We start from the raw sequence: 22,849 nt of genomic DNA, 5'->3' as shown, positions 1-22,849 counted from the left end.
CCGCTGGAGCGGTTTTCGACTTACAATCGAAAACATGGTTTATGGTAACACTCGCCACGAGGTGCTCGCCGTCGTGTTCCAGGTTCGCGACCTGGAGACGACGAATCCCCAGCTCAGCGTGCTGCTGTGGCAGCGAGCCCGCGAACCGGCCCGCGGCGCGTGGTCGCTGCCCGGCGGGCGGCTGCGCGACGACGAGGACCTGACCAGCTCGGTCTCACGCCAACTGGCCGAGAAGGTCGACCTGCAACAATTGGCCCACCTGGAGCAACTCGCGGTGTTCTCCGACCCGGCCCGGATGCCCGGGCCGCGCACCGTGGCCGCCACCTTCCTGGGGCTGGTCCCCTCCCCCGCCACGCCCGAGCTGCCGTCGGACACCCGCTGGCACCCGGTGGCCGACCTGCCGCGGATGGCCTTCGACCACGGGCCGATGGTCGCCCACGCTCGCGCCCGACTGGTCGCCAAGATGTCCTACACCAACATCGCGTTCGCTTTGGCGCCAACGGAATTCGCGGTCTCCACGCTGCGTGACGTCTACGAGGCGGCGCTGGGCTACCAGGTCGACGCGACCAACCTGCAGCGGGTGCTGAGCCGGCGCAAGGTGATCAGCCGCACCGGCACCACCGCCCAGTCCGGGCGGTCCGGCGGGCGCCCGGCCGCGCTGTACCGGTTCAGCGACGCCGAGCTGCGCATCACCGACGAGTTCGCCGCGTTCCGCCCGCCCGGCGAGGCCCGACTGGATTCTTAACGTCCTCTTAAGTCAGAATGTCTGCGGGCCGACACCGGCCCGCGAAGGGAGACAGCTGATGGAGTTGGGCAGCGCCGCGACGGCCGGGAAACCGGAATGGATCGGCCAACCGCCGCACGAGGAGCTGCCCAGCCCGCGCAGCAAGGACGCACCGCCGCTGCCCACCGACGACCCGTTCTATCTGCCGCCGGCCGGCTACGAGCACTCCCGGCCCGGCACGGTGTTGCGCAGCCGCGACGTCCAACCGGCCTTCCTGGGACGAATCCCGGTGCGCGCCACCGCGATCCAGCTGCTCTACCGGACCCAGGACATGAACGGTGAGCCGGAGGCCTCGGTCACCACCGTGCTGGTGCCCGCCGACCGGGCGCCCGGGGCGACCCACCCGCTGCTGTCCTACCAGTGCGCGATCGACGCGCTCACCTCCCGCTGCTTCCCGTCCTACGCGCTGCGCCGCGGCGCCAAGGCGCTCGGCTCGCTGGCCCAGTTGGAGTTCCTGCTCATCGGTGCCGCGCTCGCCGAGGGCTGGACCGTGTCGGTCCCCGACCACGAGGGCCTCAGCGGCTTGTGGGGCTCACCCTACGAACCCGGCTACCGGGTACTCGACGGGCTGCGCGCCGCGCTCTCGTGTGAGCGTCTCGCGCTGCCCGCCGACGCCCCGATCGGGCTGTGGGGCTACTCCGGCGGCGGGCTGGCCAGCGCCTGGGCCGCCGAACTGTGCGGTCAGTACGCCCCCGAACTCGAGATCGCCGGGGCGGTGCTCGGCTCCCCGGTCGGCGACCTCGGCCACACCTTCCGCCGGCTCAACGGCACCCTGTTCGCCGCGCTGCCCGCGCTGGTGATCGCCGCGCTGAGCCACCGCTACCCCGGCCTGCGCGAGGTGATCGACGAGCACGCCACCGAGGACGGTCACCGGCTGCTGCGCTCGCTGGAGTCGATGACCACGATCGGGGCGCTGCTGCGGCTGCACGGCACCGACATGGACGACTACATCGACTGGCCGCTGGAGCAGGTGCTGAGCCTGCCCGCGGTGCAGCACGTGTTCCACCACACCCGCCTCGGCGTGCAGACCCCGGCCCCGCCGGTGCTGCTGGTGCAGGCGGTGCACGACCCGATCATCGGCGTCGACGACATCGACACCCTCGCCGACACCTACCGGGCCGGCGGCGCGCACGTCACCTACCACCGCGACGCGTTCTGCGAGCACCTGCTGCTGCATCCACTGTCGGCGCCGATGTCGCTGCGCTGGCTGACCGACCGGTTCGCCGGCCGGCCGCACGACGAACGCCGGGAGCGCACCCGGTGGCCGGCGCTGTTCAACCCGGCCACCTACCAGGGCATGGCCCGGCTGGCGGTGGTCAGCGCGCAGCTGCTGACCGGGCGGGCGGTCCGCCGGCGCCCGCTGTGAGCGGCTCGGGCGGGTAGGCGCCCAGGTCGTCGCGCACCGCGGCGACCACCCCGACCGCGTACGCCAGCGCCCCGGCCGCCGCGGGCAGCACCACGGTGGTCGCCAGCTGCAGCGGCAGCGGCCCGAAGAAGGCGCCCGGCGCCTGGGTGAAGTACCAGATCCGGTCATCGGGGGTGACCGGGGCGGCGGCGACGTCGACGGTGCCGTAGCGCGCCGCGACCAGCAGCTCACCGACGACGGTGGCCAGCACCCCGGCGCCGACCGTGCCCGCCGAGAACGCCACCACCATGGCCGGGCCGCGGTGCGCGCGCCACTGCCACACCGCGGCGGCCGCCACCACCGCGACCGCCACCAGCATGCCCAGCATCAGGAACGCGGCGTCGAAGAAGTGGTCGTGCTCGTTGCCCAGGTAGGCGTGGATGCGCTCGCCGCTGCGGGCCAGCGCCACCACCCCGTGCACCGGCGGGGCCAGCCAGGCCCACAGGCCGCCGACCGCGACCCCCGCCGCCGCCAACCCGCCGATCACGATGCTCAGCGCGCGGGCGCGCGGGACGCGCGGCGGCGCGGTCACCGGCGCGGGTCCAGCTCGGCGGAGTCGACCTCGCCGTGCCGGGCGCAGCGGGCCCGCCAGCCGTCCGGACGCACCTGCACGACCATCCGCCTGCCGCACCCGGCGCAGTACCGCGGCGGTTCGAGACCGAGCTGGGCGGCGGTGGGCAGGCTGGACCCCGCCGGCCCGCCGGTGTAGACGTTGTAGACCCCGGCGCCCACCGGGGCGGGCAGCTCAGCGAGCATCACGGTGCATCACAGGCTGGCGTTGAACGCCTTGAGCGGCATCTGCAGCTCGTCGAGCATTTCCAGGTCGTCGTCGATGGAGCGGCCCAGCGTGGTCAGGTAGTTGCCGACGATCACCGCGTTGATGCCGCCGAGCAGGCCGCGCTTGGCGCCCAGGTCGCCCAGGGTGATCTCCCGCCCGCCGCTGAACCGCAGCATGGTGCGCGGCAGCGCCAGCCGGAACGCGGCGATGGCGGTCAGCGCCTCGGCCACCGGCACCAGCTCGGCGTCGGCCAGCGGGGTGCCCGGGCGCGGGTTGAGGAAGTTCAGCGGCACCTCGTCGGGGTTCAGCTCGGCGAGCTCGACGGCGAACTCGGCGCGCTGCTCGAGGGTCTCGCCCATGCCGAGGATCCCGCCGCAGCACATCTCGATGCCGGCGTCGCGCACCATCGTCAGGGTCTCCCAGCGCTCCTCCCAGGTGTGGGTGGTGACCACGTTGGGGAAGTGCGAGCGGGCGGTCTCCAGGTTGTGGTTGTAGCGGTGCACGCCCATCTCGGCCAGCCGGTTCACCTGGTCCTGGGTGAGCATGCCCAGCGACGCGGCGATCTGGATGTCGACCTCGCTGCGGATGGCCTCGATGCCCGCGGCCAGCTGGGACATCAGCCGCTCGTCGGGCCCGCGGACCGCGGCCACGATGCAGAACTCGGTGGCGCCGCTCTTGGCGGTCTGCTTGGCCGACTCCACCAGGTTGTCGATGTCGAGCCAGGCGCTGCGCACCGGCGAGGCGAACAGCCCGGACTGCGAGCAGAAGTGGCAGTCCTCGGGGCAGCCGCCGGTCTTGAGGCTGATGATGCCCTCGACGTCGACCTCCGGGCCGTTCCAGCGCATCCGCACCTCGTGGGCCAGTTCCAGCAGCTCGTCGAGCCGGTCCTCGGGCAGTTCCAGCACCGCGAGCACCTGGTCCTTGTTCAGGCCCTCGCCGCGTTCGAGGACCTGTTCGCGGGCCACCGCCAGGATGTCGGAGTTGTCGATTGCCGCCTGCGTCACCCGTGCTCCCTTGATCGTGCTCGACTTGAACGGTGTTCAGGTTAGGGTAGCGGTGTGCAGGTGCACAAACGTGACCCCCGGTCCGAGATCGTCGCCGCGGCCGCCGGGCTGCTGGACCGCTACGGCATCGCCGACCTGACCATGCGCCGGCTGGCCCGCGATCTCGCGCTGACCCCCGGCGCCCTGTACTGGCATTTCGCCAGCAAGCAGCAGCTGCTCGGCGCGGTCGCCGACCGGCTGCTGGCCCCGGTTGCCGACACCGCCGACCCGGCCGGGTGGCGGGACCGGATCGAGGTGCTGTGCCTGCGGCTGCGTGACGCGCTGCTGTCGCACACCGACGGCGCCGAACTGGTGGCCGCCAGCCACGCCGCCGGGCAGTCCGTCGCGGTCACCGAGCTGGTGGACCGGCTGGCCGTCGCGGCCGCCGACGCCGGCTTCTCCCCCGCCCACGCCGAACTGGCCGCCCGCACCGTCCTGTACTACGTGCTCGGCTTCACCGTCGACGAACAGTCCCGCCGCCAGTGGGACGCCGCCGGCTCGGCGCTGCCGCCGCAGGCCGCCCCGGCCGCCGACCCCGACCGGCAGTTCGCGTTCGGGCTCAACCTGGTGATCGACGGGCTGGCCGCCCACCGCCGGGTGCCGGTCAGCTAGGCACCGGGAACTCGACGCGGCGGTCGCCGTCCCAGCGGCGCAGCCCGGTGAAGGTCGCGGCCAGCTCCGCGGGCCGGGCGGCGATCGGCAGCGCCGCGGCCAGCCGGTCGGGCCGGACCCGGCGGGCCAGCGTGGTGTGCGCCGTCCAGCGCCCCGGCACCGCGGTGGGCATCGGGGCCGGGCGCAGGTACGGCCGGGCCAGCCGGTCGGTGGCCGCGTGCACCTCGAGCAGTTCGGCGGTCGGGACGATCAGCCGCACCAGCACCAGCCGGGACCGGCCGAACAGCAGCGGCGCCCCGATCCGGGCGGGCAGTGGCAGCCGCGCCGCCACCTCGCCGAGCGCCGCGTCGACGCCCGGGTCGAGGTGCTCGGCGACGGTGAGCGTGACGTGCGGGCGCGCCGTCTGCGGCGGGGCGGCCAGCCCGGCCTCGGTCAGCGCCGCCCACAGTTCCCGGATCCGCGCCTCGGTCGCCGGGTCGAAGAGCAACTCCACCGAGTGCGCCATCGGGTCAGCCTGCCAGCCCGCCCACCCAGCCGGGCGCGAACGCGTCGGCGCTGAGCGCGGCGAACGCGGCCGGCGCCAGCAGGCCGGCTCCGGCGGGCAGCACCGCGCGCAGCGGCGCGTAGCCGGCCAGCACCTCCCGGTTGGACATCGCGGCGGGGCCCGGGTCGGCCGGCCAGCTGCCCAGCACCAACCCGGCGCAGGAGACGCGTTGTGCGGCAAGGGCTTCCAGGGTGAGCGCGGTGTGGTTGAGGGTGCCCAGTTCGGCGCCGGTCACCACCAGCACCGGCGCGCCGAGGTCGGCAGCGAGATCGCGCACGGTGGCGCCGTCGGCGGTGAGTTCGACCAGCAGCCCGCCGGCACCCTCGACCAGGGTCAGCCGGCCCGGCCGGTCGAGCCCGGCGAGGAATCCGCGCAGCCCGGCCCGGCTCGGCAGCTCGTCGCCGGCCAGCGCGGCCGCGGCGGCCGGGGCCAGCGGCCGCGGGTAGCGGGCCAACCCGGCCAGCGCGGTGACCCCGGCCAGCCGGGCGACCTCGGCCAAGTCGTCGTCGCCGGCGTCGGTGCCGGTCTGCACCGGTTTGGCCACCGCCACGTCCAGCCCGGCCAGCCGGGCGTGGCAGGCCAGCGCCGCGGTCGCCACCGTCTTGCCCACGCCGGTGTTGGTGCCGGTGACGAACAGCAGGCTCACCGGCGGGCCCCGGCCAGCACGCCGCGCAGGACCCGGCGGGCCACCTCCAGGTCGGTCTCGTCGAGCGAGGCGCGGGCGGTCAGCCGCAGCCGGGAGGTGCCGGCCGGCACGGTGGGCGGCCGGAAGCAGCCCACCCGCACCCCGGCGTCGTGGCAGGCCGCCGCGGCGGCCACCGCCACCTCCGGCTCACCGAGGATCACCGAGACCACTGCTGAGTCCGGCGGGTCGGGCACCCCGCAGTAGCCGGCCAGCAGCCCGGCGTTGCGCAGCACCGCGGCGGGCAGCTCGGGCCGGGCGATCAGCTGCGCCAGTGCCGCGTCGGCGGCGCCGACCGCGGCCGGGGCCAGCGCGGTGTCGAAGATGAAGCTGCGAGCGGCGTCGATGAGGTGCTCGCGCACCGCGACCGGGCCCAGCACGGCCCCGCCCTGGCTGCCCAGCGCCTTGGACAGGGTGGCGGTCATCACCACGTCGGGGGCGTCGGCCAGGCCCACCTCGGCGAGCAGGCCGCGCCCGCCCGGGCCGCGCACCCCGAGCCCGTGGGCCTCGTCGACCAGCAGCAGCGCGCCGTACCGGCGGCACACCGCGTGCAGGTCGCGCAGCGGGGCCAGCGCCCCGTCGGCGGAGAACACCGACTCGGTGATCACCACCGCGCGGTCCTCGGTGCGGCCGGCCAGCGCGGCGGCCACCGCGTCGACGTCGCGGTGGGCGGTCACCGTCACCCGGGCCCGGGACAGCCGGCAGGCGTCCACCAGCGAGGCGTGGCTGGCGGCGTCGGAGACCAGCAGCGCGCCCGGGCCGGTCAGGGCCACCACCGCGCCCAGGTTGGCGGCGTAGCCGGAGGAGAACACCAAAGCGGCGGGGGCGCCGACGAATTCGGCGAGCCGGCGTTCGAAATCCTCGTGCAGTTCGGTGGTGCCGGTGACCAGCCGCGAGCCGCCCGCCCCGGCCCCCCAGGTCCGCAGCGCGGCCACCCCGGCGTCGATGACCGCCGGGTGGGTGGCCAGGCCCAGGTAGTCGTTGGAGGCCAGGTCCAGCTCGGCGGTGACCGGCGGGCGGGCGCGCAGGGTGCGGCGCAGCCCGGCGGCGCGGCGCTGCTGGGCCACGTCGGCCAGCCAGGCCAGCGGGGACACCCCCGTACTCCTCACCCGATGCTCCTCCGCCGGTGCCGCTTGAACACCGTTCAGGCTAGTGCACCGGCGGCGGCGACCATGGCCGCACCGATCGCGGCGATCTCGTCGCGGCTGCAGATGTAGGGCGGCATCGCGTAGATCAGGTTGCGGAACGGGCGCAGCCAGACCCCGGCGTCGAGGGCCGCGGCGGTGGCGGTGGGCAGGTCCACCGGCTCGCGGGTCTCGATCACCCCGATGCCGCCGAGCACCCGCACGTCGGTGACGGCGGGCAGCGCCGAGGCCGGGGCCAGCGCGGCGCGCAGCCCGGTGCCGATGGCGGCCACCTCGGCGCGCCAGTCGCGTTCGAGCAGCAGTTCCACACTGGCCACCGACACCGCGCAGGCCAGCGGGTTGGCCATGAACGTCGGCCCGTGCATCAGCGCGCCTGCCTCCCCGGCGCTGATCGTGGCCGCGATCTCGGCGCTGCACAGGGTGGCGGCCATGCTCAGGTAGCCGCCGGTCAGGGCCTTGCCCACGCACATGATGTCCGGGCTGACCCCGGCGTGGTCGGCGGCGAACAGTTCCCCGGTGCGGCCGAACCCGGTGGCGATCTCGTCGAAGACCAGCAGCACGCCGTGCCGGTCGCAGATCGCGCGCAGGTCGGCCAGGTAGCGCGGGTCGTGGAAGCGCATGCCGCCGGCACCCTGCACCACCGGTTCGACGACCACCGCGGCCAGTTCGTCGGCGTGGCCGGCGAGCTGGGCCTCGAACGCGGCGCTGTAGTCCGGGTCGTAGCCGGCCGGCACCGCGGGGGCGAAGAGCTGGCGGGCCAGGATGTCGGTCCACAGCGAGTGCATGCCGCCGTCGGGGTCGCAGATGCTCATCGGGGTGAAGGTGTCGCCGTGGTAGCCGCCGCGCCAGGTCATCAGCCGGTGTTTGGCCGGCCGGCCACGGGCCCGCTGGTACTGCAGCGCCATCTTCACCGCGACCTCCACCGACACCGAGCCGGAGTCGGAGAAGAACACGGTGTCCAGCCCGGCCGGGGTGATCTCGACCAGCAGCTGCGCCAGCCGGGCGGCGGGCTCGTGGGTGAGCCCGCCGAACATGACGTGGTTCATCACCCCGAGCTGGCGGGTGAGGGCGGCGTCGAGCACCGGGTGGCCGTGGCCGTGCACCGCGGTCCACCACGAGCTCATGCCGTCGAGCACGCGCACCGGTTCGTCGTCGCGGATCAGGGTCAGCCAGGGACCGCGGGCCGCCACCGCCACCAGCGGGGCGGCCGACCCTGCGACGCCGATGGTGCTGTAGGGGTGCCACAGGTGCGCCGCGTCCAGGGCGCTGATCTGTGCCGGGCTGAGGGAGGAAGGCGGCGCGGGCACGAGCACCGAGGGTAGTGCAGGCCGTCCGGGCCCGGGCGGGTCACCGTCGGGTCACGGTACGACGAATTCTGCTGCACAAAGCGTCCGCGCACTGGCAGACTCCCCCGCCCGTGTTGTAGAAGTGACGGTAGTGACCTGTGTTATTTGAGAGAACGGATCGACCGATGAAACGCCTCACCGCCCTCCTGATCGGCCTGATGCTGGCGGTGGCCACGCCCGGAGTGGCCTCGGCGCTGCCGGGGGCCACCGCGCCGGGCAACGGCTCGATGATCGACTACGTCATCGCCCGCGGGCTGTCCCAGCGCGGCGTGCCGTTCTCCTACGGCGGCGGCGGTGTCGGCGGGCCCACCCACGGCACCGGCCGCTACCTCCACGTGGTCGGCTTCGACGCCTCCGGGCTGACCCAGTACGCGTTCGCCGGCGCCGGCATCAAGCTGCCCCGCTCCTCGGCCACCCAGTACCAGGTGGGCCGCAAGGTGCTGCCCGCCCAGGCCCAGCGCGGCGACCTCATCTTCTACGGACCCAACGGCACCCAGAGCGTCGCGCTCTACCTGGGCAACCAGCAGATGCTGGAGGTCTCCTCGGCGGTCACCGTCGCCCCGGTGCGCTCCGCGGAGATGGCGCCGTATCTGGTGCGCATCCTGGATTCCTGACCGCCGGGGGCGCCCGGCGCGCCGCCCGCGTGCGCGCGATGCGGCAGGTTCGCCATGATTCGGTAGATTGTCTGATCGATCATGTTGACCCTGTCCCGGCCGATCCCCGCTGCCTCGCCCCCGATCACCGCTGCTCGCGGTGCCGCGCGCGCACCGGAGATGGGCAGCCGCACCTCCGGGTTCTACCGGCACGACCTCGACGGGCTGCGCGGCATCGCGATCGCGCTGGTGGCGATGTTCCACGTCTGGTTCGGCCGGGTCTCCGGCGGCGTCGACGTGTTCCTGGCGCTGTCCGGCTTCTTCTTCGGCGGGAAACTGCTGCGCGCCGCGCTCAACCCGGCCGCCCCGCTGGCGCTGTGGCCACAGATCACCCGGCTGGTGCGCCGGCTGCTTCCGGCGCTGGTGGTGGTGCTCGCCGCGGGTGCGGTGCTGACCATCCTGGTCCAGCCGCAGACCCGCTGGGAGGCGTTCGCCAACCAGAGCCTGGCCAGCCTGGGCTACTACCAGAACTGGGAGCTGGCCAACACCGCCGCGGACTACCTGCGCGCCGGTGAGGCTGTCAGCCCGCTGCAGCACATCTGGTCGATGTCGGTGCAGGGCCAGTTCTACCTGTCGTTTCTGCTGCTGATCTTCGGGCTGGCCTTCCTGGGGCGCCGCCGGCTCGGGCCGGCGCTGCGGCCGGTGTTCGTGGTGCTGCTGACCGGGCTGACCATCGCCTCGTTCGTCTACGCGATCATCGTCCACCAGGACAACCCGGCGCTGGCCTACTACAACAGCTTCGCGCGCGGCTGGGAACTGCTGATCGGGGCGCTGGCCGGCGCCCTGGTCGGCTACATCCGCTGGCCGATGTGGCTGCGCACGCTGGTGGCCACCGCCGCGCTGGCGGCGATCCTGTCCTGCGGCGCGCTCATCGACGGGGTCAACGAGTTCCCCGGTCCGTGGGCGCTGGTCCCGGTCGGGGCGACGGTGCTGTTCATCCTGGCCGGCGCGAACCTGTCGGCCACCCCCAGCGGCCGGATGCCGTGGCCGAACCGGATGCTGTCGATCAAACCGCTGTTCACCCTGGGCTCGATGGCCTACTCGCTGTACCTGTGGCACTGGCCGCTGCTGATCTTCTGGCTGGCCTACACCGGCCACCGGCACGCCACCTTCCTGGAGGGCACCGCGGTGCTGCTGGTCTCCGGGGTGCTGGCCTACCTGACCATGCGCTTCGTCGAGGAGCCGCTGCGGGTGCGCAAGAACGCGCCCGCCCCGGCGGTGCACACCGTGCCGTGGCGCACCCGGATGCGCAGGCCGACGATCGTGCTGGGCTCGGCGGTCGCGCTGCTGGGGGTCACCCTCACCGCGACCTCGTTCACCTGGCGCGAGCACGTCACCGTGCAGCGCTCCAGCGGCAAGGAGCTGGCCGGGCTGAGCGCGCGGGACTACCCCGGCGCCCGCGCCCTGCTCAACCACGTCCGGGTGCCCAAGCTGCGGATGCGCCCCACCGTGCTGGAGGCCAAGAAGGACCTGCCCGCCTCGACCGTCGACGGCTGCATCAGCAACTTCAAGAACCCGGCCATCATCAACTGCAGCTACGGCGACCAGGACGCCGAGCGCACGATCGCGCTGGCCGGCGGCTCACACGCCGAGCACTGGCTGACCGCGCTGGACATCCTCGGCCGCCAGCACGGGTTCAAGGTGGTCACCTACCTGAAGATGGGCTGCCCGCTGTCCACCGAGCGGATGCCGCGCATCATGGGCTCCAACGCCACCTACCCGGAGTGCCACGACTGGGTGCAGCGCACCATGGCCAAACTCGTCGCCGACCGGCCCGACTACGTGTTCACCACCTCCACCCGGCCGTGGAACATCAAACCCGGCGACGTGATGCCGGGCACCTACGTCGGCATCTGGCAGACCTTCCAGGACAACGACATCCCGGTGCTGGCCATGCGCGACACCCCGTGGCTGGTGTCCGACGGCAAAGCGGTGGTGCCCGCCGACTGCCTGGCCAAGGGCGGCACCGCGGTCTCCTGCGGCGGGGACCGTTCCGAACTGCTCGCCGACACCAACCCCACGCTGGAGTTCGTGGACCGCTTCCCGGTCCTCAAACCGCTGGACATGACCAACGCGGTCTGCCGGGCCGACACCTGCCGCGCGGTGGAGGGCAACGTGATGGTCTACCACGACTCCCACCACCTGTCCGCCACCTACATGCGCACCATGGCCGGTGAGCTGGGCCGACAACTCGCCGCCGCCACCGGCTGGTGGTGAGCGGCGGCGCGATCGGCGCCGGCACCGATAGGCTCGATTGATGACCGCAGCCGCACCGCCGCATCAGACCGCCGTGTGGCCGGGGGCCCGCTACCCGCTCGGGGCCACCTACGACGGCGCGGGCACCAACTTCGCGCTGTTCTCCGAGATCGCCGAGCGGGTGGAGCTGTGCCTGATCGCCCGCGACGGCACCGAGACCCGGATCAACCTCGACGAGGTCGACGGCTACGTCTGGCACGCCTACCTGCCGACGGTCGGCCCCGGCCAGCGCTACGGCTACCGGGTGCACGGCGAGTTCGACCCGGCCGCAGGCCACCGCTGCGACCCCAGCAAGCTGCTGCTGGACCCCTACGGCAAGGCCTTCCACGGCGACTTCACCTTCGGGCCCGCGCTGTTCTCCTACGACATGGCGGCCGCCGCCGACGACCCCGGCGACGCCGGCACGCCGCCGATGATCGACTCACTGGGCCACACCATGACCAGCGTGGTGATCAACCCGTTCTTCGACTGGGCCGCCGACCGCGCCCCGCGCACCCCCTACCACGAGACCGTCATCTACGAGGCCCACGTCAAGGGCATGACCCAGACCCATCCGGGCATCCCGGAGGAGCTGCGCGGCACCTACGCCGGGCTGGCCCACCCGGCGATCATCGAGCACCTGCAGGAGCTGAGCGTCACCGCGATCGAACTGATGCCGGTGCACCAGTTCATGCACGACAGCCGGCTGCTGGACATGGGACTGCGGAACTACTGGGGCTACAACACATTCGGGTTCTTCGCCCCGCACCAGGGCTACGCCGCCAACACCAGCGCGGGCGGCGCGGTCGCGGAGTTCAAGGCGATGGTCCGCGCCTTCCACGAGGCCGGGATCGAGGTGATCCTCGACGTGGTCTACAACCACACCGCCGAAGGCAACCACCTGGGCCCGACGATCAACTTCCGCGGCATCGACAACGCCGCCTACTACCGCCTCGACGAGGACCCGCGCTACTACACCGACTACACCGGAACCGGCAACAGCCTCAACGCCCGCAACCCGCACACCCTGCAACTGATCATGGACTCGCTGCGCTACTGGGTGACCGAGATGCACGTCGACGGCTTCCGCTTCGATCTGGCCTCCACCCTGGCCCGGGAACTGCACGACGTGGACCGACTGTCCGCCTTCTTCGACCTGGTGCAGCAGGACCCGGTGGTCAGCCAGGTCAAGCTGATCGCCGAGCCGTGGGACGTCGGCGAGGGCGGCTACCAGGTCGGCAACTTCCCCGGCCTGTGGACGGAATGGAACGGCAAGTACCGCGACACCGTGCGCGACTACTGGCGCGGCGAACCGGAGACCCTCGGCGAGTTCGCCTCCCGGCTCACCGGCTCCTCGGACCTGTACGAGGCGACCGGCCGGCGGCCCAGCGCCAGCATCAACTTCGTCACCTGCCACGACGGGTTCACCCTGACCGACCTGGTGTCCTACAACGACAAGCACAACGACGCCAACGGCGAGGACAACCAGGACGGCGAGAGCTACAACCGGTCCTGGAACTGCGGGGTGGAGGGCCCCACCGATGACCCGGAGATCGTCGAACTGCGCGGCAGGCAGCGCCGCAACATCCTGGCCACCCTGATGGTCTCCCAGGGCACCCCGATGATCGCCCACGGCGACGAGATCGGCCGCACCCAGTCGGGCAACAACAACGTCTACTGCCAGGACAACGAGCTGTCCTGGATGGACTGGACCCTGGTCGAACGCAACGCCGACCTGCTGGCGTTCACCCGCCGGGTCACCGCGCTGCGCCGCGACCACCCGGTGCTGCGGCGGCGGCGCTTCTTCCAGGGCCGGCCCATCCGCAGCGGCGCCCAGACCCGCGACATCGCCTGGCTGACCCCGGCCGGCCAGGAGATGACCCAGCAGGACTGGGACACCGACTTCGGCAAGTGCGTGATGGTCTTCCTCAACGGCGAGGCGATCCCCGAGCCGGACGCCCGCGGCCAACGCGTGGTGGACGACTCGTTCCTGCTCTGTTTCAACGCCCACGACCAGGCGGTGGACTTCGTGCCCCCCGACGGCGACTACGCCGCCGAATGGGCCGCCGCGATCGACACCACCGACCCCACCGGCGCCACCGACCTGGTGCTGACCGCCGGTCAGCCGCACTCGGTGCCGGGCCGGTCGGTGCTGATCCTGCGCAAGGCCCGGTGAGCCGTGCCCGGCCCGGTGCTCGCCACCTACCGGTTGCAGCTGCGCGGGCCGGCCAGCGGCGCGTCGTTCACCTTCGCCGACGCCGAGCGCCTGCTCGACTACCTCGATGAGCTCGGCGTCTCCCACCTGTACCTGTCCCCCGTCCTGACCGCGGTGCACGGCTCCAGCCACGGCTACGACGTCACCGACCCGACCACGGTCTCCGCCGAACTCGGCGGCGCTGCGGGCCTGGCCCGGCTGTCGGCGGCCGCCGCCGAACGCGGCATGGGCCTGATCGTCGACATCGTCCCCAACCACGTCGGGGTGGCCCGCCCGGAGCAGAACCGGTGGTGGTGGGACGTGCTGCGGCACGGCCGGGCCTCCCGCTACGCGCACTTCTTCGACATCGACTGGGATCCCGACGACCGGGTGGTGCTGCCGGTGCTCGGCGCCGACGAGGACGTCGCCGACCTCACCGTGGCCGGTGACCGGTTGCGGCTCGGCGACCTGGCCTGGCCGATCGCACCGGGCACCGGCGACGGCGCGGCGACCGCGGTCCACGACCGCCAGCACTACCGGCTGCGGGGCTGGCGGTCCGGCGCGTGCGGCTACCGGCGGTTCTTCGCGATCACCGAACTGGCGGCGCTGCGCCAGGAGGACCCCGACGTGTTCACCGCCTCCCACCCCGAGATCGCCCGCTGGTTCGCCGAGGGCCTGGTCGACGGGCTGCGCATCGACCACCCCGACGGGCTGGCCGACCCGGCCGGCTACCTGCACCGGCTGCGCACCCTGACCGGCCCCGACGCCTGGATCGTGATCGAGAAGATCCTGGCCGCCGACGAGGCGCTGGAACCGACCCTGCCGGTCGCCGGCACCACCGGCTACGACGCGCTGCGCCTGCTCGGCGGGGTGTTCGTCGACCCGGCCGGCGCCGCCGCACTTCCCGGCCGCGCCGGGCCCGGCGACGGGGAGGCCGCGCTGAAGACCGCCGCGGTCACCGACACCCTGGGCGCCGACCTGGGCCGGCTGTGCAGGCAGGTCGCCGCGGCCGCGGGCGGTGACCATGCGCTGCTGCCCGACGCGCTGGCCGCGCTGGTCGGCGCCATCGGGGTCTACCGCTGCGACTACCCGGCGCTGGCGGCGCTGCTGCCCACCGCGCTGGCCGCGGTCGAGGCCGACCGCCCGGAGCTGGCGGTCCCGCTGCAGCTGGTGGCCACCGCCCTGGCCGTCGACGCGGGCGCCGCCGCCCGGCTGCAGCAGCTCTGCGGTGCGGCCACCGCCAAGGCCGTCGAGGACCGGCTGTTCTACCGGGACGCCCGGCTGGTCAGCCTCAACGAGGTGGGTGGCGACCCGGGCCGGTTCGGGGTCGGTGCCGCGGAGTTCCACCACGCCAACACCGTCCGTGCCCGGGACTGGCCGCAGGCGATGACCGCGCTGAGCACCCACGACACCAAGCGCGGCGAGGACGTGCGGGCCCGCATCGGGGTGCTCTCCCAGCTCGGTGAACGCTGGGCGCGCACCGTCGCCGACTGGCAGCACCGCCTGCCCTGCCCGGACGCCGCAACCGGGATGTTCTTGTGGCAGAACATCATCGGGGTTTGGCCGGTCGACGGTCCCCCGGATGCCGCCCTCGCCGCGCGACTGCACGCCTACACCGAGAAGGCGCTGCGCGAGGCCGGCAGCCGCACCGGCTGGGCGCAACCCGACGAGCCCTTCGAAACCGCCGTGCACGACTGGCTGGACCGGGTGCTCGACGGGCCGCTGACCGGCGAGCTGACCGAACTGGTCGGCGAGATCGACCCGCACGCCCGCGCCGACGCGCTGGGCCAGAAACTGCTCGCGCTCACCGTGCCCGGTGTCCCCGACGTCTACCAGGGCACCGAACTGTGGGAGGACAGCCTCGTCGACCCGGACAACCGCCGCCCGGTCGACTACGCGCTACGCCGTGCCGAGTTGGCCCGCGGCGCCCACCCCAAGCTGCGGGTGGTCACCGCGGCGCTGCGGCTGCGCCGCGCGCGCCCCGACTCCTTCCTGACCGGCTGCTACACCCCGATGCCGGCCGCCGGCGCCGCCGCCGGGCACCTGCTGGCCTTCGGCCGCGGCACCGACGTGCTGGTGGCGGTCACCCGCCACACCGTGGCGCTGGCCGAAACCGGCTGGGGCGACACCACTCTGAGCCTGCCCGCGGGCAGGTGGACCGACGTGCTCACCGGCGCCGAACACGCCGGGGTGACTGCGGCGGGGGCGTTGCTCGGCGAACTCGGGGTGGCGCTGCTGGAGCGCGGCGATGACTGAGTTCGGCGTCTGGGCGCCGCTGCCCGCCACGGTGGCCCTCGACGTCGAGGGCCGGCGGCACCCGATGTCCCGCGGCGAGGACGGCTGGTGGCGCACCCGGCTGGACACCGCCCCCGACGCGCGCTACGGCTTCCTGCTCGACGACGACCCGCAGGTGCTGCCCGACCCGCGCTCCGCGCGCCAGCCCGACGGGGTGCACGCCCGCTCCCAGCTGTGGGACCCGGCCGCGGCGGACTGGACCGACACCGGGTGGGCGGCCCGGCCGCTGCGCGGCGCGGTCGTCTACGAACTGCACGTGGGCGCCTTCACCGCGGCCGGCACCTTCGACGCCGCGATCGACCGGCTGGGCCACCTGGTGGACCTCGGCGTCGACTTCGTCGAACTGATGCCGGTGAACGCGTTCGCCGGGGACCGGGGCTGGGGCTACGACGGGGTGGGCTGGTACGCCGTGCACGAACCCTACGGCGGCCCCGACGGGCTGGTCCGCTTCGTCGACGCCTGCCACGCCCGCGGGCTGGGCGTGCTCATCGACGCCGTCTACAACCACCTGGGCCCGTCCGGCAACTACCTGCCCCGGTTCGGCCCCTACTTCTCGGCCGCCGAAAGCCCCTGGGGCGCAGGGATGAACATCGCCGGACCGGACTCCGATGAGGTGCGCCGCCACATCATCGACAGCGCGCTGCGCTGGATGCGCGACTTCCACGCCGACGGACTGCGGCTCGACGCCGTGCACGCCCTGGTCGACACCACCGCGGTGGACCTGCTCGAGGAACTGGCCTGCCACACCGACCGGCTCGCCGAACAACTCGGCCGGCCGCTGGCACTGGTCGCCGAGAGCGACCAGAACAATCCCCGGCTGATCACCCCCCGGGCCGCCCACGGCTACGGGCTGACCGCGCAGTGGGACGACGACATCCACCACGCGATCCACGCCGCGGTCTCCGGGGAGCGGCAGGGCTACTACGCCGACTTCGGGTCGCTGGCCACGCTGGCCCAGACGCTGCGGCACGGCTTCCACCACGCCGGGACCTACTCGTCGTTCCGGCGGCGCCGCCACGGCAGGCCGCTGGACACCGAGACCATCCCGGCCACCGCGCTGCTGGCCTACACCTGCACCCACGACCAGGTCGGCAACCGCGCCGTCGGCGACCGGCCGTCGGCCTACCTGACCGCCGGGCAGCTGGCGGTCAAGGCCGCGCTGGTGCTGCTGTCGCCCTACACCGCGATGCTGTTCATGGGCGAGGAGTGGGGCGCGAGCACCCCGTTCCAGTTCTTCAGCTCCCATCCGGAGCCGGAGCTGGCCCGCGCGACCGTCGAGGGCCGCCGCCGCGAATTCGCCGACCACGGCTGGCCCGCCGAGCAGATCCCCGACCCGCAGGACCCGGCCACCTTCACCCGCTCGAAACTGGACTGGGCGGAGGTCGGCCGCGGCGAACACGCCCGGCTGCACCGGTTCTACCGGGACCTGGTCGGGCTGCGGCGCACCGAACCGGACCTGGCCGACCCGTGGCTGCCGGCGCTGCGCATCGACCACGACGAGCAGCGACGCTGGCTGGTGGTGCACCGCGGCGCACTCGCGGTGGCGGTCAACCTCGGCGCCGAGCCGGCGACGGTGCCGGTGACCGGGACGACCGTGCTGGGCTGGGAACCGCCGGTGGCCGCCGCGGGCGGCACCGTGGTGCCCGGCCACTCGGTCGCGGTGCTGCGCCGCGATCAGGTCAGGTAGCGGTAGGCCGGTGACCCCGGCTCCAGGCGTTCGACGTGCAGCTGGGAGGCCCGCATCCGGGCCAGCAGCCCGTCGAGGCCGGCGGCGGACCCGAGTTCCACCCCGACCAGCGCCGCCCCGGTCTCCCGGTTGTTGCGCTTGACGTACTCGAACAGGGTGATGTCGTCGTCGGGTCCGAGCACCTCGTCGAGGAACCGGCGCAGCGCGCCGGGCTCCTGCGGGAAGTCCACCAGGAAATAGTGTTTGAGGCCCAGGTGCACCAGCGAGCGTTCCAGGATCTCCCCGTACCGGGACACGTCGTTGTTGCCGCCGGAGATCAGCGCGACCACCGTCGAGCCGGGCTCGAGGTCGGCTTCGAGCAGCCCGGCCACCGACAGCGCCCCGGCCGGCTCGGCGACGATGCCCTCGTTCTGGTACAGGTCGAGCATCGCGGTACACACCGCGCCCTCGTCCACCGTGGTCAGCGACACCATGTCACCGGCGGCGGCCAGCGCGGCATAGGTCAGCGTGCCGGCCCGGTTGACCGCGGCGCCGTCGACGAACTGGTCGACCCGGTCCAGGGTGACCGGGCCGCCGGCGGCCAGCGCCGCCATCATCGAGGCCGCCCCGCCCGGCTCGACGCCGAGCACCGCGGTGTTCTCGGTCCGCTCGGCCAGGTAGGTGGTGATCCCGGCGATGCAGCCACCCCCGCCGACCGGCACCGCCACCAGGTCGGGTTCGGTGTCGAGCTGGGTGAGCAGTTCGGCGGCGATGGTGCCCTGCCCGGCCATCGTCCGCGGGTCGTCGTACGGCGGCACCAGGGTGGCGCCGGTGCGCTCCACGTCGGCGCGCGCGGCATCGGCGGCCTGGTCGTAGGTGGCGCCGCCGACGATCAGCTCGATGCAGTCCCCGCCGTGGTAGCGGATCCGGTCCCGCTTCTGCTTCGGCGTCTTGCCCGGCACGTAGATGCGGCCGCGGATGCCCAGCGCCCGGCAGGCGTAGGCGAAGCCCTGCGCGTGGTTGCCCGCCGAGGAGCACACCACCCCGGCCGCGGTCTCCGCCGCGGTGAGCTGGACCAGCAGGTTGTAGGCGCCGCGCAGCTTGTAGGAGCGCACCGACTGCAGATCCTCCCGCTTGAGGTAGACCTCGGCGCCGGTGGCCGCGGACAGCCGGTCACTGTGTTGCAGCGGGGTGCGCAGGACGACGTCGTTGAGCCGCGCCGCGGCCGCGTCGACGTCGGCCGCCGACAGCGGGGCGGCCGGCGGGGGCGGCGAGGTCGGTGCGGCGGACACCGGTCAATGGTGCCACTGAGCGGTTCGGTCAGCGCACCGGGGTGAGCACAAAAACCGGGATCTGCCGGTCGGTTTTGGCTTGGTAGTCGGCGTAGGCGGGCCAGGCCGCCACGGCCCGCTCCCACCACAGCGCCTTCTCCTCGCCGAACACCTCCCGGGCGTCGTAGTCGCCGACGACGGTGCCGTCCTGCAGCTCCACCCGGGGGTTCGCGGTGACGTTGTGGTACCAGACCGGGTGTTTGGGGGCCCCGCCCAGCGAGGCGACGACGGCGTATTCGCCGTCGTGCTCGACCCGCATCAGCGGGGTCTTGCGCAGCTTGCCGGTCTTGGCGCCGACGCTGGTCAGCAGCACCACCGGGCGGCCCTTGAGCTCGGTGCCCTCGGTGCCGCCGGAGGCCATGATCTTCTCGGCGTTCTCCCGGGACCAGTCCAAGGTGCCGGGTGCGTACTCTCCGGATAGCGGCATGCCGACCAGCCTAGCCGCGCCGAAGGTTTCGGCTGGCCGAAATTCCGGTTACGAGTTATCGTTGACCCATGACCACCGTGACCGAGGCCCGCGCCCGACTGGGCGAGCACGTCTCGATCGCGGGGGTGCCGTGGCCGGTGTACAAACTGGCCGCGCTGGCCGCCGGCCTGCTCATCCTGCTGGTGTTCGTCGCCGCCGGCGCGACCCCGGCCACCGCGGTGCTCTCCGGGGCCGCGGCGGCCACCGCGATCTGGCTGACCGGCGCCGCACTCGGCGCCGACCGGCGCTAGGACGGTTCGGCGACCGCGTCGTAGACCAGCGCGTCGTCGACCACCCGCGCCTCCGCGGTCGGCCGGTGCTCGCGCAGTTTCCCGTCGTGCATCAGGTGCCGTACCGACAGCCCGCGCACCAGCGTCAGATAGTCCGCGACCAGCTTGCGGTGACACCGCCACCACACCGTCTCCCCGCACATGATCGCGGTGCGCCCCTCGGCCGCGCCGGCCAGCAGCTCCTCGATCGCGGCCCGGAACTCCGGGGTGCGCATGTGGGCGGCGTAGGCCCGAAACGACCGGTTGCGCAGCTCGGTGTCCACCGCGTCCTGCGCGTCGCGGCGCCACCCGCCCAGCCGCGGCTCCCAGCGGTAGCCGATCCCGGCGGCGGGCAGCCAGTCGGCCATCGCCTCACGCATGGTGTCGGGGTTGTGCCTGCTCCCCGGCGCGGTGCGCACGTCGACCAGCCGGGACACCTGCGCGCCGCGCAGCAGGGCGGTGATCTCGTCGGCGTCGGCGGTGCCGTGCCCGAACGTGACCACCTCGGGGGTCATGACCGCTTCCTCACCCGGGCCAGGTAGTCGGCCGCCGCGCGGCGGGACTCCGGATCGTGCACCGCGGTGACCAGGGTGTCGGCGTCGCTCCAGGACCGGGCCGTGCCGACCATCTGCGCGGTCACCGCGTTGGTGTGCCGCTTGGTGGCGGTCAGCGTCAACGCCGACTTGGTGACCAGCGCGGCCACCATCTCCTCGACCGCGGCGTCCAGCTCGGCTTCGGGCACCACCCGGTTGAGCAGTCCCAGGCTCAGCGCCTCGGCGGCGTCGAACGGCCGGCAGGTCAGCACCAGCTCCTTGGTCCGGGCCGCGCCGATCTCGCGCACCAGCCGCGGGATGCCGCCCCAGGCCAGCGGGATGCCCAGGTCCACCTCCGGGATGGAGAACCGGGTGGACTCCGCGGCGATCCGCAGGTCGCACGCCGCGGCGAGCACCAGTCCCCCGCCGACGCAGTGCCCGTGCAGCCGGGCCACGGTGACCGCGTTCATCGCCTCGACCGCGTCGGCCATCCGCCGGCCGGCGTCGGCGGCGACCCGCAACGCCCCGGCGTCGGTGCCCGGATCGGCGAGGTCGGCCAGGTCGGCGCCGGCGGAGAACGCCCGCCCCGCACCGGCGATGGTCACCACCTTCACCGCCGGGTGACCGTCGAACCAGCGCGCCGCCTCGACCAGCTCGCCCAGGGTGCGGGTGCTCAGCGGGTTGAGCTTGTCCGGCCGGTTCAGGGTGATGGTGCCGCGCGGGCCGGCGGCGGTCACCTCCAAGGTGGTGGCGCTGAACCTCTTCATACCTCCGACGGTAGCGGCCGCGGCCGCCTAGCGTGGATTGATGACCGCCATCCTGATCACCGGCGCCGCGGTGTGGGACGGGCTCACCGACACCGCGGTGCGCCGTGATGTGCTGGTCACCGGCGAGCGCATCGGCGCGGTCGGGGACCCGGCGCCCGCGCCGCCGGGGGCGACCGTGGTGGACCTGACCGGGCACACCCTGTGCCCCGGTTTCATCGACTGCCACACCCACGTCGCGGTCCGTCCGCCGCTGAGTGCCGCGCTGGCCGCCGAGTCGCCCACCGCCAAAGCCCTCGCGGCACTGCCGGTGCTGCGCACGCTGCTGCACAACGGCTTCACCACCATCCGCGACCTGGGCTGCGGCGACCTGGGGTACCCCACCGTGGACCTGCGCGACGCCGTCGCCGCCGGCCTGATCGAGGGACCCCGGATGATGGTGGCGCCGCACCTGCTGTCCGCGCGCGGCGGGCACGGCGACTTCAGCGGGCTGCTCGCCGACCAGTACCAGGACCCGGCGCGGCCGCTGGAGCTGGCCGCCGCGGACGGCGCTGCGGAGATCCAGCGGCGGGTGCGCAGCGAGATCCGGGCCGGGGCGGACTGGATCAAGTTCGCCGCCACCGGCGGGTTCGCCTCCCCCACCGACGATCCCGGCCACGCCACCTACAGCCAGGAGGAGATGACGGCGCTGGTGGCCACCGCCGCCGACCTGGGGGTGCCCGCCACCCCGCACAGCTACGGCGACGAGGGCATCCGTCGTGCGGTGCGGGCCGGGGTGCGCAGCATCGAGCACGGCAACCTGGCCTCGTCGGCGACCCTGCGGATGATCGAGGACGCCGGGGTGTTCCTGGTGCCCACCCAGTACGCGATCCTCACCGGCGCCCGGCGCGAGCCCGACGACCCGTTCTTCGCCGACGTGCCCGAGCACGCGCTGCGCAAGATGCGCCGCTACCGCGGGCCGCTGCTGGAAGCCGCGGAACGGCTGGCCGACAGCGACGTGCGGATCGCCTTCGGCACCGACGCCGGCATGTTCGACCACGCCGAGAACTGGCGGGAGTTCCCGACGATGGTCTCCACCGGGATCAGCCCGCTGCGGGCGCTGCGCGCCGCCACCAGCACCGCCGCCGACCTGCTGGGCCGCGACGACCTCGGGGTGATCGCGGCGGGCAAGACCGCCGACCTGGTGGCCATGCCCGGCGACCCGCTCACCGACATCACGGTGACCGGCCGGGTGGACTTCGTGATGAAGGCCGGCACCATTCACCGGCGCCCCGCGTAACGAATCCGCGCCGCGACGCGACTTTGGTTACGGATACGGGCTGCCCTTACCATGCCTTACGACCTGACGAAGGAGTCGATTGTGAAGTTTCGTGCCGGGAAAACACTCGGAGTGGCCGCCGCGGTGGCCGCGCTCGCGGTCTCGCTGCCGCTGGCCGTGACCGCGGGCGCCGACCCGCAGACCGAGCCCACCACGCCGGTCGCGCGGATCCCCGACCCGCAGGGCCCCGGCTGCGACGACTTCAAGAAGGCGGTGCCGGACTGGAAGAGCCTCAACAGCGGCACCGTCGGCCCGGCGCTGGCCGCCATCCCGGAGATCTCCACGTTCAACTCGCTGATCGCCGGCGGGGTCAACCCGGGCGCCAACATCATCCCGGTGCTGGAAAACGGGCTGTATGTGGTGTTCGCCCCGTCCAACGAGGCGTTCGCGGCGATGCCGCCGGCCAAGCTGCAGGCGCTGAAGGAATCCAGTGTCGAGGAGCTGACCCGGTTCGGCTACTACCACGTGTTCCTCGGCCTGCTCGGCCCCGACGACGTGCACGGGCAGCGGCCCACCCAGGACGGCGCGCTGATCAAGATCACCGGCAAGGGCGGCGACATCGAGGTCAACGACACCGCCAAGGTGGTCTGCGGCGGCATCCAGGCCCGCAACGCCCAGATCTACATCATCGACGAGGTGCTCGACCCGGACCGGGCGCCGGGTGCCCCGGCCGCGACAACGGCTGAGCCCACCGAGGCCACCGAGCCCACCGAGGCCACCGACGCGCCGGAGACCACCGAGGTGTCAGCGACCGCGGAGGCCGAACCGCAGGACGGCTGAGCCCGG

The 22,849-nt window shown here is 73.3% G+C and carries 21 protein-coding genes and 1 pseudogene; 11 read left to right on the top strand and 11 right to left on the bottom strand.

The features are described 5' to 3' along the window. Positions 1-34: 34 nt before the first annotated feature. Complete coding sequence (locus AWC30_RS02585; protein WP_085108413.1) at positions 35-745, top strand: NUDIX hydrolase; 711 nt, start codon at positions 35-37, stop codon at positions 743-745. 55 nt (positions 746-800) lie between these two features. Further along, positions 801-2,150 (top strand): lipase family protein, encoded by a 1,350-nt coding sequence (locus AWC30_RS02580; protein WP_085108411.1) that lies wholly within the window; start codon positions 801-803, stop codon positions 2,148-2,150. On the opposite strand, the gene AWC30_RS02575 is transcribed toward AWC30_RS02580, so the two are convergent. Genes AWC30_RS02575 through bioB form a run of 3 tightly spaced genes read right to left on the bottom strand, consistent with a single transcriptional unit; the run spans position 2,101 to position 3,986 of the window. Next, complete coding sequence (locus tag AWC30_RS02575) at positions 2,101-2,721, bottom strand: DUF2567 domain-containing protein (RefSeq protein WP_207568384.1); 621 nt, start codon at positions 2,719-2,721, stop codon at positions 2,101-2,103. The genes AWC30_RS02580 and AWC30_RS02575 overlap by 50 nt on opposite strands. After that, a complete protein-coding gene (gene bsaP, locus AWC30_RS02570) occupies positions 2,718-2,945 on the bottom strand; it encodes a biotin synthase auxiliary protein BsaP (RefSeq protein WP_085108409.1) in 228 nt (75 codons plus the stop codon). Before bsaP ends, AWC30_RS02575 begins: the two co-directional genes overlap by 4 nt. A gap of 9 nt (positions 2,946-2,954) precedes the next feature. Then, complete coding sequence (gene bioB, locus AWC30_RS02565; RefSeq protein WP_109561887.1) at positions 2,955-3,986, bottom strand: biotin synthase BioB; 1,032 nt, start codon at positions 3,984-3,986, stop codon at positions 2,955-2,957. 39 nt (positions 3,987-4,025) lie between these two features. Here bioB and AWC30_RS02560 point away from each other — a divergent pair, with 39 nt between their 5' ends. Then, the gene (locus tag AWC30_RS02560; protein WP_085108405.1) at positions 4,026-4,622 is read left to right on the top strand and encodes a TetR/AcrR family transcriptional regulator C-terminal domain-containing protein; all 597 of its coding nucleotides are present in this window, start codon (positions 4,026-4,028) and stop codon (positions 4,620-4,622) included. Here the strand turns inward: AWC30_RS02560 and AWC30_RS02555 are convergent. From AWC30_RS02555 to AWC30_RS02540, 4 genes are read right to left on the bottom strand one after another with little or no spacing between them, the layout of a single operon-like run. Beyond that, positions 4,615-5,127: a 2'-5' RNA ligase family protein gene (locus tag AWC30_RS02555; protein WP_085108404.1), complete on the bottom strand. Its 513-nt coding sequence runs from the start codon at positions 5,125-5,127 to the stop codon at positions 4,615-4,617. The two genes, AWC30_RS02560 and AWC30_RS02555, sit on opposite strands and share 8 nt — an antisense overlap. Positions 5,128-5,131: 4 nt before the next feature. Beyond that, positions 5,132-5,812: a dethiobiotin synthase gene (gene bioD / locus AWC30_RS02550; RefSeq protein WP_085108402.1), complete on the bottom strand. Its 681-nt coding sequence runs from the start codon at positions 5,810-5,812 to the stop codon at positions 5,132-5,134. Continuing rightward, complete coding sequence (locus AWC30_RS02545) at positions 5,809-6,957, bottom strand: 8-amino-7-oxononanoate synthase (protein WP_109561886.1); 1,149 nt, start codon at positions 6,955-6,957, stop codon at positions 5,809-5,811. Before AWC30_RS02545 ends, bioD begins: the two co-directional genes overlap by 4 nt. A 35-nt stretch (positions 6,958-6,992) precedes the next feature. Then, positions 6,993-8,300, bottom strand: coding sequence for an adenosylmethionine--8-amino-7-oxononanoate transaminase (locus AWC30_RS02540; protein ID WP_085108400.1), 1,308 nt, complete (start codon positions 8,298-8,300; stop codon positions 6,993-6,995). A 164-nt stretch (positions 8,301-8,464) separates the two neighbouring features. Between AWC30_RS02540 and ripD the strand changes: the two are divergent. The 5 genes and pseudogenes from ripD to treZ all read left to right on the top strand — a co-directional run. After that, positions 8,465-8,944 (top strand): annotated as a pseudogene (gene ripD, locus AWC30_RS02535) (NlpC/P60 family peptidoglycan-binding protein RipD); the annotation flags it as partial. A 90-nt stretch (positions 8,945-9,034) separates the two neighbouring features. After that, entirely contained in the window at positions 9,035-11,209 is a 2,175-nt protein-coding gene (locus AWC30_RS02530) for an acetyltransferase SucT (RefSeq protein WP_085108396.1), read from the top strand. A gap of 40 nt (positions 11,210-11,249) precedes the next feature. Further along, positions 11,250-13,403 carry a glycogen debranching protein GlgX gene (gene glgX / locus AWC30_RS02525; protein WP_085108394.1) on the top strand — a complete coding sequence of 718 codons (2,154 nt, stop codon included), beginning with the start codon at positions 11,250-11,252 and terminating at the stop codon, positions 13,401-13,403. A 3-nt stretch (positions 13,404-13,406) separates the two neighbouring features. Then, positions 13,407-15,677, top strand: a complete 2,271-nt coding sequence (gene treY / locus AWC30_RS02520; RefSeq protein ID WP_085108392.1) for a malto-oligosyltrehalose synthase — start codon at positions 13,407-13,409, stop codon at positions 15,675-15,677. After that, positions 15,670-17,403: a malto-oligosyltrehalose trehalohydrolase gene (gene treZ, locus AWC30_RS02515; RefSeq protein ID WP_085108390.1), complete on the top strand. Its 1,734-nt coding sequence runs from the start codon at positions 15,670-15,672 to the stop codon at positions 17,401-17,403. Before treY ends, treZ begins: the two co-directional genes overlap by 8 nt. Here treZ and ilvA read toward each other — a convergent pair. Together ilvA and AWC30_RS02505 are read right to left on the bottom strand one after the other, a co-directional pair. Then, positions 17,391-18,674, bottom strand: a complete 1,284-nt coding sequence (ilvA, locus tag AWC30_RS02510; RefSeq protein ID WP_085108388.1) for a threonine ammonia-lyase IlvA — start codon at positions 18,672-18,674, stop codon at positions 17,391-17,393. The two genes, treZ and ilvA, sit on opposite strands and share 13 nt — an antisense overlap. 28 nt (positions 18,675-18,702) lie before the next feature. After that, positions 18,703-19,140: a nitroreductase family deazaflavin-dependent oxidoreductase gene (locus tag AWC30_RS02505; RefSeq protein WP_085108386.1), complete on the bottom strand. Its 438-nt coding sequence runs from the start codon at positions 19,138-19,140 to the stop codon at positions 18,703-18,705. A 68-nt stretch (positions 19,141-19,208) separates the two neighbouring features. Between AWC30_RS02505 and AWC30_RS02500 the strand changes: the two genes are divergently transcribed. Then, on the top strand, positions 19,209-19,430 hold the full coding sequence (locus AWC30_RS02500) for a hypothetical protein (protein ID WP_085108385.1): 222 nt from the start codon (positions 19,209-19,211) through the stop codon (positions 19,428-19,430). On the opposite strand, the gene AWC30_RS02495 is transcribed toward AWC30_RS02500, so the two are convergent. Together AWC30_RS02495 and AWC30_RS02490 are read right to left on the bottom strand one after the other, a co-directional pair. Further along, on the bottom strand, positions 19,427-19,963 hold the full coding sequence (locus tag AWC30_RS02495) for a DUF488 domain-containing protein (RefSeq protein ID WP_085108382.1): 537 nt from the start codon (positions 19,961-19,963) through the stop codon (positions 19,427-19,429). The genes AWC30_RS02500 and AWC30_RS02495 overlap by 4 nt on opposite strands. Further along, positions 19,960-20,748 (bottom strand): enoyl-CoA hydratase/isomerase family protein, encoded by a 789-nt coding sequence (locus tag AWC30_RS02490; protein WP_085108379.1) that lies wholly within the window; start codon positions 20,746-20,748, stop codon positions 19,960-19,962. Before AWC30_RS02490 ends, AWC30_RS02495 begins: the two co-directional genes overlap by 4 nt. A gap of 40 nt (positions 20,749-20,788) precedes the next feature. Between AWC30_RS02490 and AWC30_RS02485 the strand changes: the two genes are divergently transcribed. Both AWC30_RS02485 and AWC30_RS02480 read left to right on the top strand, forming a co-directional pair. Beyond that, positions 20,789-22,024 (top strand): metal-dependent hydrolase family protein, encoded by a 1,236-nt coding sequence (locus AWC30_RS02485; protein ID WP_085108377.1) that lies wholly within the window; start codon positions 20,789-20,791, stop codon positions 22,022-22,024. Positions 22,025-22,105: 81 nt separating this feature from the next. Then, positions 22,106-22,843 carry a fasciclin domain-containing protein gene (locus AWC30_RS02480; protein ID WP_207568383.1) on the top strand — a complete coding sequence of 246 codons (738 nt, stop codon included), beginning with the start codon at positions 22,106-22,108 and terminating at the stop codon, positions 22,841-22,843. Positions 22,844-22,849 lie beyond the last annotated feature (6 nt).

The sequence above is a fragment of the Mycolicibacillus trivialis genome (assembly GCF_002102395.1).
Classification (GTDB): domain Bacteria; phylum Actinomycetota; class Actinomycetes; order Mycobacteriales; family Mycobacteriaceae; genus Mycobacterium; species Mycobacterium triviale.
Note: the sequence above shows the minus strand (reverse complement) of the source record. Positions and strands in the feature narration are given on the sequence as shown.

Excerpts from the sequence above, each read along its gene's own strand:
- glgX (WP_085108394.1), top strand. The coding sequence starts at position 11,250 with ATGACCGCAGCCGCACCGCCGCATCAGACCGCCGTGTGGCCGGGGGCC.
- AWC30_RS02530 (WP_085108396.1), top strand. The coding sequence starts at position 9,035 with ATGTTGACCCTGTCCCGGCCGATCCCCGCTGCCTCGCCCCCGATCACC.
- AWC30_RS02485 (WP_085108377.1), top strand. The coding sequence starts at position 20,789 with ATGACCGCCATCCTGATCACCGGCGCCGCGGTGTGGGACGGGCTCACC.
- AWC30_RS02505 (WP_085108386.1), bottom strand. The coding sequence starts at position 19,140 with ATGCCGCTATCCGGAGAGTACGCACCCGGCACCTTGGACTGGTCCCGG.
- treZ (WP_085108390.1), top strand. The coding sequence starts at position 15,670 with ATGACTGAGTTCGGCGTCTGGGCGCCGCTGCCCGCCACGGTGGCCCTC.
- AWC30_RS02490 (WP_085108379.1), bottom strand. The coding sequence starts at position 20,748 with ATGAAGAGGTTCAGCGCCACCACCTTGGAGGTGACCGCCGCCGGCCCG.
- AWC30_RS02495 (WP_085108382.1), bottom strand. The coding sequence starts at position 19,963 with ATGACCCCCGAGGTGGTCACGTTCGGGCACGGCACCGCCGACGCCGAC.
- bsaP (WP_085108409.1), bottom strand. The coding sequence starts at position 2,945 with ATGCTCGCTGAGCTGCCCGCCCCGGTGGGCGCCGGGGTCTACAACGTC.
- AWC30_RS02555 (WP_085108404.1), bottom strand. The coding sequence starts at position 5,127 with ATGGCGCACTCGGTGGAGTTGCTCTTCGACCCGGCGACCGAGGCGCGG.
- AWC30_RS02585 (WP_085108413.1), top strand. The coding sequence starts at position 35 with ATGGTTTATGGTAACACTCGCCACGAGGTGCTCGCCGTCGTGTTCCAG.
- AWC30_RS02500 (WP_085108385.1), top strand. The coding sequence starts at position 19,209 with ATGACCACCGTGACCGAGGCCCGCGCCCGACTGGGCGAGCACGTCTCG.